The 9,698-nt window shown below is 75.6% G+C and carries 10 protein-coding genes and 4 pseudogenes; 12 read left to right on the top strand and 2 right to left on the bottom strand.

Annotated features, from left to right (window positions below; genetic code table 11):
• Positions 1-235 precede the first annotated feature (235 nt).
• Positions 236-1,189 (bottom strand): aldo/keto reductase, encoded by a 954-nt coding sequence (locus BJF79_RS22905; protein ID WP_075900334.1) that lies wholly within the window; start codon positions 1,187-1,189, stop codon positions 236-238.
• Between the two features lie 212 nt (positions 1,190-1,401).
• Between BJF79_RS22905 and BJF79_RS55710 the strand changes: the two genes are divergently transcribed.
• From BJF79_RS55710 to BJF79_RS55705, 3 genes are read left to right on the top strand one after another with little or no spacing between them, the layout of a single operon-like run.
• Positions 1,402-1,569: a hypothetical protein gene (locus tag BJF79_RS55710; RefSeq protein ID WP_158079259.1), complete on the top strand. Its 168-nt coding sequence runs from the start codon at positions 1,402-1,404 to the stop codon at positions 1,567-1,569.
• Entirely contained in the window at positions 1,545-1,679 is a 135-nt protein-coding gene (locus BJF79_RS61205; RefSeq protein WP_262402432.1) for a hypothetical protein, read from the top strand. The genes BJF79_RS55710 and BJF79_RS61205 overlap by 25 nt, the downstream gene beginning before the upstream one ends.
• A gap of 53 nt (positions 1,680-1,732) precedes the next feature.
• Positions 1,733-1,873: a hypothetical protein gene (locus BJF79_RS55705; protein ID WP_158079258.1), complete on the top strand. Its 141-nt coding sequence runs from the start codon at positions 1,733-1,735 to the stop codon at positions 1,871-1,873.
• A gap of 266 nt (positions 1,874-2,139) precedes the next feature.
• Here BJF79_RS55705 and corA read toward each other — a convergent pair whose 3' ends face one another.
• Positions 2,140-3,120 (bottom strand): magnesium/cobalt transporter CorA, encoded by a 981-nt coding sequence (corA, locus tag BJF79_RS22900; RefSeq protein WP_187357041.1) that lies wholly within the window; start codon positions 3,118-3,120, stop codon positions 2,140-2,142.
• A 98-nt stretch (positions 3,121-3,218) separates the two neighbouring features.
• Between corA and BJF79_RS22895 the strand changes: the two genes are divergently transcribed.
• From BJF79_RS22895 to mshC, 9 genes and pseudogenes are all read left to right on the top strand, one after another.
• Positions 3,219-3,980: an MSMEG_4193 family putative phosphomutase gene (locus BJF79_RS22895; protein ID WP_075900336.1), complete on the top strand. Its 762-nt coding sequence runs from the start codon at positions 3,219-3,221 to the stop codon at positions 3,978-3,980.
• Between the two features lie 10 nt (positions 3,981-3,990).
• Positions 3,991-4,535 (top strand): annotated as a pseudogene (locus tag BJF79_RS22890) (DUF3090 domain-containing protein).
• 209 nt (positions 4,536-4,744) lie between these two features.
• The gene (locus BJF79_RS22885) at positions 4,745-5,431 is read left to right on the top strand and encodes an SCO1664 family protein (protein WP_075900330.1); all 687 of its coding nucleotides are present in this window, start codon (positions 4,745-4,747) and stop codon (positions 5,429-5,431) included.
• A gap of 92 nt (positions 5,432-5,523) precedes the next feature.
• Positions 5,524-5,751 (top strand): annotated as a pseudogene (locus BJF79_RS61200) (NRDE family protein); the annotation flags it as partial.
• A gap of 334 nt (positions 5,752-6,085) precedes the next feature.
• On the top strand, positions 6,086-6,343 hold the full coding sequence (locus tag BJF79_RS61195) for a hypothetical protein (RefSeq protein WP_262402435.1): 258 nt from the start codon (positions 6,086-6,088) through the stop codon (positions 6,341-6,343).
• Positions 6,344-6,469: 126 nt separating this feature from the next.
• Positions 6,470-7,546, top strand: a complete 1,077-nt coding sequence (locus BJF79_RS22875) for an ABC transporter permease (protein ID WP_262402434.1) — start codon at positions 6,470-6,472, stop codon at positions 7,544-7,546.
• 6 nt (positions 7,547-7,552) lie between these two features.
• Positions 7,553-7,822, top strand: coding sequence for a hypothetical protein (locus BJF79_RS61190; protein ID WP_262402431.1), 270 nt, complete (start codon positions 7,553-7,555; stop codon positions 7,820-7,822).
• Positions 7,738-8,494, top strand: a pseudogene (locus tag BJF79_RS67145) (ABC transporter permease). The gene BJF79_RS61190 and the pseudogene BJF79_RS67145 overlap by 85 nt, the downstream one beginning before the upstream one ends.
• A gap of 110 nt (positions 8,495-8,604) precedes the next feature.
• Positions 8,605-9,698 (top strand): annotated as a pseudogene (gene mshC, locus BJF79_RS22865) (cysteine--1-D-myo-inosityl 2-amino-2-deoxy-alpha-D-glucopyranoside ligase); the annotation flags it as partial.

The following is a 9,698-nucleotide window of genomic DNA, read 5'->3' as shown; positions in this document are numbered from 1 at the left end:
GGCCGGGCCCGGCGGGCTTGGGCGGCCCGTCGGCGGGCGCGGGTGGTTGCGCCGGGCGCTCTCCTCGGCGGCGCGCATGACGGCGGCGGCGCGCGCCGCCCGCTCGGCGGCCCGGACTCCGGGGATTCGGCGGGGCGGTCTGCGGGCGTAGGGGTGTCGGTCACGTGCTTCCCGTCACGGCTGTTCACGGTGGGGCGGTGGACCGTCCTGAGGGTGCCACGGACGGCCCGTGCGGTCACGCAGGAGGAGGGGACATGTCGGAGACGTCGTCCAGCGCGGCGCGGATCTCGGCCGGCAGCGTCAGGTCCTCGCTCTCCAGCGCGGCCGACAGCTGCGCGGCCGTCCGGGCCCCGGCGATCGGCGCGGCGACCCCCGGCCGGTCGCGGACCCAGGCCAGCGCCACGCTCAGCGGGGAGACGCCGAGCCCCTCGGCGGCGGTCACCACCGACTCCACGATCCGGGCGCACTCCTCGTCCAGGTAGGGGCGGACGAACTCGCCGTACTGGGCGCCCGCGGCGCGGGACCCAGCGGGGATGCCGGTGCGGTACTTGCCGGTCAGGACGCCGCGCCCCAGCGGCGACCACGGCAGCAGGCCCGCGCCCGCGTCCAGCACCGCCGGGACGATCTCCCGCTCGATGTCGCGGCGCAGCAGCGAGTACTCCAGCTGCGCCGACACGATCGGGGCGCGCCCCGGCCACGCCTTCTGCCACGCGGCGGCCTTGGCGAGCTGCCAGCCGGCGAAGTTCGACACCCCCGCGTAGCGGGTGCGGCCCGACGCGACCGCCTCGTCCAGCGCCGACAGCGTCTCCTCCAGCGGCGTGGCCGGGTCGTACACGTGCAGCTGCCACAGGTCGACGTGCTCGAGGTCCATGCGGTCCAGGGAGGCGTCCAGCGCCCGCAGCAGGTGCCGCCGCGACCCGTCGTAGCGGCCGTCGGGCCGGATCGCCGCCTTCGTGGCGATGACGAGACCGTCGCGGTCCACCAGCTCGCGCAGCAGATGCCCGAGGATCTGCTCGCTGCGGCCGTCGCAGTAGACGTCGGCGGTGTCCACCAGGGTGCCGCCCGCCTCGGCGAACGCGACGAGCTGCGCCGCGGCCTCGTCGGGCTCGGTGTCCTCGCCCCAGGTCATGGTGCCGAGGCCCAGCCGGGACACCAGCAGCCCGCTCCGCCCCAGGTGACGCTCCTTCATAGGCGGTCAATCTATCGGTCATCGCGGACGCGTACTCCCGCGCCCGTCCCGGCGGGCCGCGCGGCGCGGGCCGTCCGGCGGCGGCGCGGGCCCCGGTTTTCGTCCCCGGGTGAGCGTTCCCGCCGCGCGTTTGATCACCTGCGCACGAACCCGCCGCGAACCGTCCGCCGAGTCTATTGCCGCGGGACACCGCCGGGTTAGAGTGCGGCGCCATGGCACCACCCCCGTTCTCGATGTACTCGCCGACGGGCCCCGGGGACGACGGCGCGGCCGACGTCGCGGCGGGTCTCGCGCCGGTGTACGGGGCCGGGCCGGGCGACGACCCGGCTTCGTCGCGTCGCTGCGCGGCGGGACGGTGCTGGGGCGGCTGCGCGCGGTGATGCTGGTGCTGCTGGCCGCGCCCGTCCTCATCCTGGCGATCATGCCGCTGATCGTCGAGGACGGCGGCGGCCGCGCGCCGGGAACGCCGGGCCGTGGCCCTACCTGCTGATCGCGGCCTCGCGCTGCCCGCGCTGCTCGCCGGGACCCCGCACCCCGCGCCCGATGCCGCCCGGGGGGACGCGCGGCGACGCGGCGGGACGGGCGCTGCTGCTGTTCCGGCAGGCGGTGCTGCTGCGGTTCGCGCTGGCGCTCGGCGTCGTCCTGGTGGGGCTGCCGCTGGCGATGGTCGCCACGGCGAGCTGATCTTCGTGGCCGGGTTCGCGGCCGGGTACCCGCTGCTGCTCCGGCTGGCGCTGCCCACCCGCGGCGGCGTGGAGCGCATCCGGCGGCGGCTGGAGCGGCACGGCGCGGAGTCGCACCTGTGGGCCGTCCTGCTCGCGACCGCAGCCCGGACCGGACGCCCGCTGAGCGCGCCGAACGGGCACCGGCGGGCGGCCCGGTCGGCGTCGCCGGTCGCGTCGGCCGGTCGCGTCGGCCGGTCAGCGGGCGTCCGGTCAGCGGGCGTCCGGTCAGAGCCAGCCGCTCTTGCGGAGCCTGCGGAACAGCACGGTGATGACCGTCGCCATGACCGCCAGCGCCGCCGGATATCCCCAGGTCCAGTGCAGTTCGGGCATGTGGTCGAAGTTCATGCCGTAGATCCCGGCGATCGCCGTCGGCACCGCGATGATCGCCGCCCACGCGGAGATCTTGCGCATGTCGGCGTTCTGCCGGCTGCTCACCAGCGCCAGATGCGCCGTCAGGACGCTGTTCAGCAGTTCGTTGTGCGCGTCGACCTGGCCGTCCACGCGCAGCAGATGGTCCAGGACGTCCCGGAAGTACTCCCGGGTCCCGGCGCACTCGGGGACGCGGCCCTTGACGATCTCCTGCAGGACCGGGACGAGCGGGTCCTCGGCGCCGCGGAACTCCAGCACCTCCCGCTTGAGCGAGTAGATGTCGGCGGTGACGTCGCGCGCGTCCGGGTCGAACACCGCCCGCTCCAGCCCGATGATGTCCACCTCGACCTCGTGCGCGATGACGCCGTACCGGTCGACGACCTCGTCGCACACCGAGTACAGCACGGACGTCGCCCCGTGCCGCAGCATCCCGGGGTCGCGCTCCAGCCGCTCGCGCACCGGCCCGAGCGGGTTGCCGGCGCCGTGCCGGACGGTCACGACGAAGCCGTCGCCGAGGAACACCATGATCTCGCCGACCTCGATGTCGGAGGTCGCGTCGATGTAGGTCAGCGTCTTCAGCACCACGAACAGGGTGTCGCCGTAGCGTTCCATCTTGGGCCGCTGGTGGGCGCGCACGGCGTCCTCGGCCGCGAGGGGATGCAGTTCTAGCTCGTCCTTGACCAGCTGGAACTCCGCCTCGTCGGGCTCGAACAGGCCGATCCACACGAAGCGGTCGGCGTCCCGTCCGGCGCGGGCGAGCGCGTCGCTGATGTCGCCGTCGATGTCGTGCCGGGTCCCGCCCGCGTAGACGGCCTTGTCGACGATCACAGGACGCATTGTCGCGCATCCGCCCGCCGCGCGCCTCCCGGGCGGCCGCCCGGGCGATCAACCCGGTGATCGCCCCGGGGGCGGCGCATTGCGTAGAGTTGCCGACCGTGACGACCCTTCTCCTGGTACGGCATGGCCTGACCGCGATGACCGGGCCGGTGCTGGCCGGGTGGACGCCCGGGCTCGGCCTGGACGAGCGCGGCCGCGCGCAGGCGGCGGCGCTCGCCGGGCGGATCGCGGAACTGCCCCTGGCCGCGATCGTGTCCAGCCCCCTCGACCGCTGCGTGCAGACCGCGGAGGCGGTCGCGGCGGGCCGCTCCGGCGCCGCCGGGACCGTCCGCACCGACGAACGGTTCGGCGAGGTGCACTACGGCGACTGGACCGGCCGCCGCATCGAGGACCTCGCGAAGGAACCGCTCTGGCGCGTCGTGCAGACCCATCCGAGCGCCGCGACGTTCCCCGGCGAGGACGGCGAGTCCCTCGCCGCCGCGCAGCACCGCGCGGTCGCGGCCGTCCGCGACTGGAACGCGCGGATCGCCGCCGAGCACGGCCCGGACGCCCTCTACGCGGTGTGCAGCCACGGCGACGTCATCAAGGCGATCGTCGCGGACGCGCTCGGCCTGCACCTGGACCAGTTCCAGCGGATCAACGCCGACCCGGCGTCGCTGACCGCCGTCCGCTACACCGAGCTGCGCCCGTTCGTCGTCCGGCTCAACGACACCGGCGGCGACGTGTCCGCCCTCGTCCCCCGGCCGGCGGACGGGCCGGACGGCGAGGCGGCGGACGGACCGGCGGGGGAACGCGCGGGGGACGGTTCCGGGAAAGCCGGACTCGGGTCGAGTGACGCGGTCGTCGGCGGCGGCGCGTAGGGTCGGTGCCATGCCCGTCATCTCCTACGATCTGCCGGAGCGTTTCGTGGCCGGCTCCGTCGGGCGGCCCGGCGACCGCGCGTTCTACCTGCAGGCGCGCTCCGGCCGCCGCGTCACCAGCGTGGGCCTGGAGAAGTTCCAGGTGACGCTGCTGGCCGAGCGGCTGGAAGAGCTGCTGGACGAGGTGCTGCGCCGCGGCGGCGACGACGTGCCGGTGCCCGCGGTGGCGCCCTCGGAGCTGCGCGACGACGGCCCCCTCGACCAGCCGGTGGAGGAGGAGTTCCGGGTCGGCACGATGGCGCTGGCGTGGGACCCCGAAGAGCACCGCATCGTGATCGAGGCCCAGGAGGTGACCGAGGGCGACGACGCGGACGCGGCGAGGACGATCCGGCGATCGTGGTGCTGCGGGTGCGGATCAGCCCCGCGCAGGCCCGCGCGTTCACCGAGCGGGCCCTGAAGGTCGTCGCGGCGGGCCGTCCCCCGTGCCCGCTGTGCGGGCTGCCGCTGGACGCCGAGGGCCACGTGTGCCCCCGGCAGAACGGATACCTGGGCTGACATGACGCGCCGCCCCGCCCCCGAAGCCGCCCCCGCCGCCGCGGTGCGCCGCGCGACGCGCCGGACGGGACCGCCGCCGTACTGGATCATGAGGGCGGATGCCGGGAGAATGAGCGCATGACCCAGTCGTCCCGGGATCGGGCGCCCGCCGGCGACGGCGCGCCCGACGCCCGGTCTCCCCGCGCGACGTCGCCGCCGCCGAACGGCTCCTGCTCGCCGGGCGGCTGACCGTGGAGGGGCGGCTCGTCCAGGCGTCCAACGCCACCCTGTACTGCTCGATCGAGCACGAGGGCCGGTCGGCCGCGTGCGTCTACAAGCCGGTCGCGGGGGAGCGCCCGCTGTGGGACTTCCCCGACGGCACCCTCGCCGAGCGGGAGGTCGCCGCCTACGAGGTGTCCCGCGTCATGGGCTGGGACACCGTCCCGCCGACGGTGCACCGCGACGGCCCCTACGGCGTCGGCATGGTGCAGCTGTGGGTGGAGCCCGACTCCGACCTCGACCTGGTGGCGCTGTCGCGCTCGGACGACGAGGCGGTGCGCCGGATGGCGGTGTTCGACGCCGTCATCAACAACGCCGACCGCAAGATCGGGCACCTGCTGCCGCCCGGCGACGGCCACGTGTACGGCTGCGACCACGGCGTCAGCTTCGCCGTCGAGTACAAGCTGCGGACGGTGCTGTGGCAGTGGCGCGGCGAGCCGCTGACGGCCGAGGCGGTCGAGGCGCTCGGCCGGGTCGGGGAGGGGCTGCGCGGCGGCCCGCTCGGGGCGCGGCTGGCCGAGCTGCTCACCGCCGAGGAGGTCGACGCCACCCGGCGCCGCGTGGATCTGATGCTCAAGCACCGCATCCACCCCTACCCGCCGGAGGACTGGCCCGCCGTTCCCTGGCCGCCGCTCTGACCGTCCCCTCGCTCCTCGCCCCGGCCCGTCGCGGACGTCCGTGGTCTCCGCCCGGCCTCGGCGCGGGACCCCGCCGTCACGGCGTTCCGGGCATGATGCTCAAATTGGGGCATGTGCACGGCGATCATCAGCATCGATCCGTCCTCCCCGGTGCCGTGCTCCTCGCGGCGGTCCGCGACGAGTTCGTGAACCGCGCGTGGGAGCGGCCCGCGCCGCACTGGCCGGACCGTCCCGGCCTGGTCGGCGGCCGTGACCTGCGCGCCGGCGGGACCTGGCTGGCGGTGGACCCGGCCGCGCCCCGCGCCGGGGTGGTGCTGAACGGCGCGGCCGGTTCGCGCGCCGAAGACCGCCGCGCCAGCCGCGGGGAGCTGCCGCTGCTGGCGGCGTCGGGCGCCGACCCCGGCGTGCTCTCCCTGGAGGTGTTCGACCCGTTCCACCTGGTGGCCGCCGAACCGGGGCGGGTGCGGCTGTGGAGCTGGGACGGCGACGCCCTCGCCGAGCACGACCTCGGTCCCGGCGTGCACCTCGTCGTCAACAGCGGCCTGGAGGGCGGGGCCCCGCCCGTCCCGCCCGGCGGCGCGAGGGGGGACGCGAGGGGGGACGCGGGGGAGGACGCCTACATGGCGGGCGCGGCTCGCGCATTTCCGGCCGCGGATGCTCACCGCGCCCCGCCCGGAGCCGGGTTTCGGCGACGAGTCCGCCGCGAAGGCGTGGGGCGCCTGGCTGCCCCTGATCGACGGAGACGGGCTGGCCCGCGCCGACCACCGGGCCCTGCTGCCGCTGATCGACCTCGGCGGCGGGAACGTGTGGGGCACCACCTCCGTCAGCCTGGTCGCGCTCGCCGCGGACGGCGCCCGCTACGACTTCTCCGCCCTCCCGGGCGACCCGGCCGCCTGGAACCGCGTCCTCTGACGGGCCGGTCCCGCTCACCGGCCGGGGGGCGCCGCCCGCCGCGCGCCCCCACCGTTTTGCCGCAACGCCCCGCCCGCACGTCACGCCCGGTGCTAACTTGACCACCGATCGCGATCTTTGTCGGCGGTGCTGTGGGAGCGGGGAGCCGTGTTCAAGCAGGAGGTCGCGGCGCGCGTGCGGGGTTCCGGCCGCGGCTCCCGGCGGCGCGCCGCACGGGCGGCACGGGGCGCACGGCGGTCCGGGCTCCCGCTCTCCGCCCGTCCCGTCGCGGACGGCTCCGCGGAGGGGCCCGGGGCGGCCGCCGGGCGGACCCCGTTCCGGCTCGCCCTCGCCCGGTTCCGGCGCGACCGGACCGCGCTAGCGGCGGCCGGGGTCCTGCTGATCATCGCGCTGTTCGCGGCCCTCGCGCCGCTGTGGGCGCAGCTGACCGGCCACCCCTACCACGCGACGTTCCCCGAGACCGGCCTCGACGCCGCGGGGCAGCCCGCGCGGCCCGGGCCGCGAGTTCTGGCTGGGTGCCGACCAGCTCGGCCGCGACTGTCCTGGTCCGCACCGCCTACGGCGCGCGGATCTCCCTGGTCGTCGGGGCGGGCGCGGCGGCGCTCGCCGCCGCCGCCGGGACCTGATCGCGTCGTCGCGGGGTTCTGCGGCGGCGTGGTCGACACCGTCCTCGCGCGCCTCATGGACGTCACCCTCGCGCTGCCCTACCTGCTGGTCGCGATCACCCTCGCCACCACGTTCCCGGTGTCGTCGGTCGCGGGCGGCCTGGCGATGACGATCCTCGTCGTCGCGTTCTTCTCGGTCGCCTCGTTCGGGCGCGTCGTCCGCGGACAGGTCCTGTCGCTGCGGCGGCGCGAGTTCATCGAGGCGGCCCGCGCGCTCGGCGCCTCCAACGCGCGGATCATGGTGTCGGAGGTGCTGCCGAACCTCACCGCGCAGATCACCGTGCTGACGTCGCTGCTGCTGCCCGGCGCGATCGTCGCCGAGGCGACGCTGTCGTTCCTGGGCGTCGGGGTCCGCCCGCCGATGCCGAGCTGGGGGTCGATGCTCGGCGAGGGCGGCGACGTGTTCCAGACCGCCTGGTGGCTGCTCGCGGTGCCGGGCGCCCTGCTGCTGCTGACCACGCTGGCGTTCAACCTGCTCGGCGAGGGGATCAGGGACGCCCTCGGCCCGCGCACCGACGCCGCCCCCGGGGGGCGGTGACGGCCCGTGCCGGGATTCGTGCTGCGCCGGCTGACGTTCGCCGCCCTGGTGATGTGGCTGGTGTCCACGCTGGTGTTCGCGTTCCTGCACCTGTCGCCGGTCTCGGTCGAACGCGTCGTCGCCGGGCCCCGCGCCACCCCCGACGCCTCGAACGGGTCCGCGCGGACCTCGGCCTGGACCGTCCCGTCCCGGTGCAGTACGCGGCGTTCCTCGGGCGGCTGCTGCGCGGCGACCTCGGCGACTCCCACGTCGGCGGCGCGCCCGTCGCGGGGCTGATCGCCGACCGGCTCCCCACGACGCTGCTGCTGGTGTCGGGCGCCGCGGTGCTGTGGTTCGCGGGCGGCGTCCTCGCCGGGACGGTGAGCGCGACCCGCGCCCGCGGCCCGTGGGACCGCGCGACGACCGTGTTCACGATGGTCGGCCTGTCCACGCCGCCGTTCGTCGCGGCGCTGGTGCTGCTGCACGTGTTCTCGACGCGGCTCGGCGCCGCCGGCCTGCCGTTCTTCGAGGCGGGACCGCCGCTGCAGGAGCACTTCCTGCGGCGCATGATCCTGCCGTGGACGGCGCTGGCCCTGCTGATGGCGGCCGCCTACACCCGCCTGACCCGCGGCGCTGCTGGACGCGCTCGGCGAGGACTACGTGCGGACGGCCCGCGCGAAGGGCCTCACCGAGCGGCGCGTCGTCGTCCGGCACGGGCTGCGGTCCGCGCTCACGCCCGTCGTCACCCAGTTCGGTGTGGACGTCGGCGCGCTGATCGGCTCCACGGTCGTCACCGAGAAGGTGTTCGGCCTGCAGGGGGTCGGGCAGCTCGTCACCCGCTCGATCGCCACCGGCGACACCCCCGTGGTCATCGGCGTCACCCTGACCGTGACGCTCTTCGTGATCGTCGCGAACCTGCTGGTGGACCTCGCGTACTCGCTGCTCGACCCGCGCGTGCGTCCCGGCTGACCCGCGGCCCCGGCGTCCCCCGGCGCGGGCGGCCGCTACCGGGGCATCTCACATGAAGTTCCGGCCAACGCGGATCAAAGGCGTGAGCCGCCCACGGATAAGCTTTCCGTATGCGATCGTGGCACGCCTCCGAAGTCCCCAGCCTCTCCGATGCGGGACTGCCCGCCGCGGAGCGGCCGCTCGGCCTGTACGACACGGGGACGGGCGCGACGCGACCCACGCTGCCCGGCGGCCCGCGCGACGGCGCCGCCGCGCGGATGTACGTCTGCGGCATCACCCCCTACGACGCCACCCACATCGGGCACGCCAACACCTACCTGGCGTTCGACCTGGTGAACCGCGTGTGGCGCGACCTCGGCCACGACGTCCACTACGTGCAGAACGCCACCGACGTCGACGATCCGCTGCTGGAACGTGCCCGCGAGACCGGCGAGGACTGGCGCGCGCTCGCCGACCGCGAGATCGAGCTGTTCCGCGCCGACATGACCGCGCTGCGGATCCTGCCGCCGGACCGCTACATCGGCGCGGTCGAGGCGATCCCGCTGGTCATCGAGATGATCGAGAAGCTGCGCGGCCGGGACGCCGCCTACGACGTCGACGGCGACGTGTACTTCCCGGTCGCCGCCGATCCCGGCTTCGGCGGCGTCAGCCGCCTCACCCGGGCGGAGATGGCGCCGCTGTTCGCCGAACGCGGCGGCGACCCGGACCGTCCCGGCAAGCGCGACCCGCTCGACGCGCTGCTGTGGCTGCGGCGCGCCCGGACGAGCCCGGCTGGGACTCGCCGTTCGGGGAGGGCCGCCCGGGCTGGCACGTGGAGTGCTCGGCGATCTCCGTCGAGTACCTGGGGATGGCGTTCGACGTCGAGGGCGGCGGCTCGGACCTGGCGTTCCCGCACCACGAGATGAGCGCCTCGCACGCGCAGGTCGCGACGGGCGAGCGCCCGCACGCCCGCGCCTACGTCCACGCCGGGATGGTCGGCCTGGACGGCGAGAAGATGTCGAAGTCGCGCGGCAACCTGGTGTTCGTGTCGAAGCTGCGCGAGTCGGGCACCGACCCGATGGCCGTCCGGCTGGCGCTGCTCGCCCACCACTACCGGTCCGACTGGGAATGGACGGACGCGGAGCCGGTGGAGGCCGCCGCGCGCCTCGCCCGGTGGCGTGCGGCCGCCGCCCGCCCGTCCGGGCCCGCCGCCGCGCCCGTCGCC

This window comes from Actinomadura sp. CNU-125 (assembly GCF_001942465.1).
In the GTDB taxonomy this organism is placed as follows: Bacteria; Actinomycetota; Actinomycetes; order Streptosporangiales; family Streptosporangiaceae; genus Spirillospora.
Note: the sequence above shows the minus strand (reverse complement) of the source record. Positions and strands in the feature narration are given on the sequence as shown.

Coding starts and splice junctions, on each gene's coding strand:
- corA (WP_187357041.1), bottom strand. CDS start 3,120: ATGCGTCCTGTGATCGTCGACAAGGCCGTCTACGCGGGCGGGACCCGG.
- BJF79_RS55705 (WP_158079258.1), top strand. CDS start 1,733: ATGCCGCCCGGGGGGACGCGCGGCGACGCGGCGGGACGGGCGCTGCTG.
- BJF79_RS55710 (WP_158079259.1), top strand. CDS start 1,402: ATGGCACCACCCCCGTTCTCGATGTACTCGCCGACGGGCCCCGGGGAC.
- BJF79_RS22905 (WP_075900334.1), bottom strand. CDS start 1,189: ATGAAGGAGCGTCACCTGGGGCGGAGCGGGCTGCTGGTGTCCCGGCTG.
- BJF79_RS61195 (WP_262402435.1), top strand. CDS start 6,086: ATGCTCACCGCGCCCCGCCCGGAGCCGGGTTTCGGCGACGAGTCCGCC.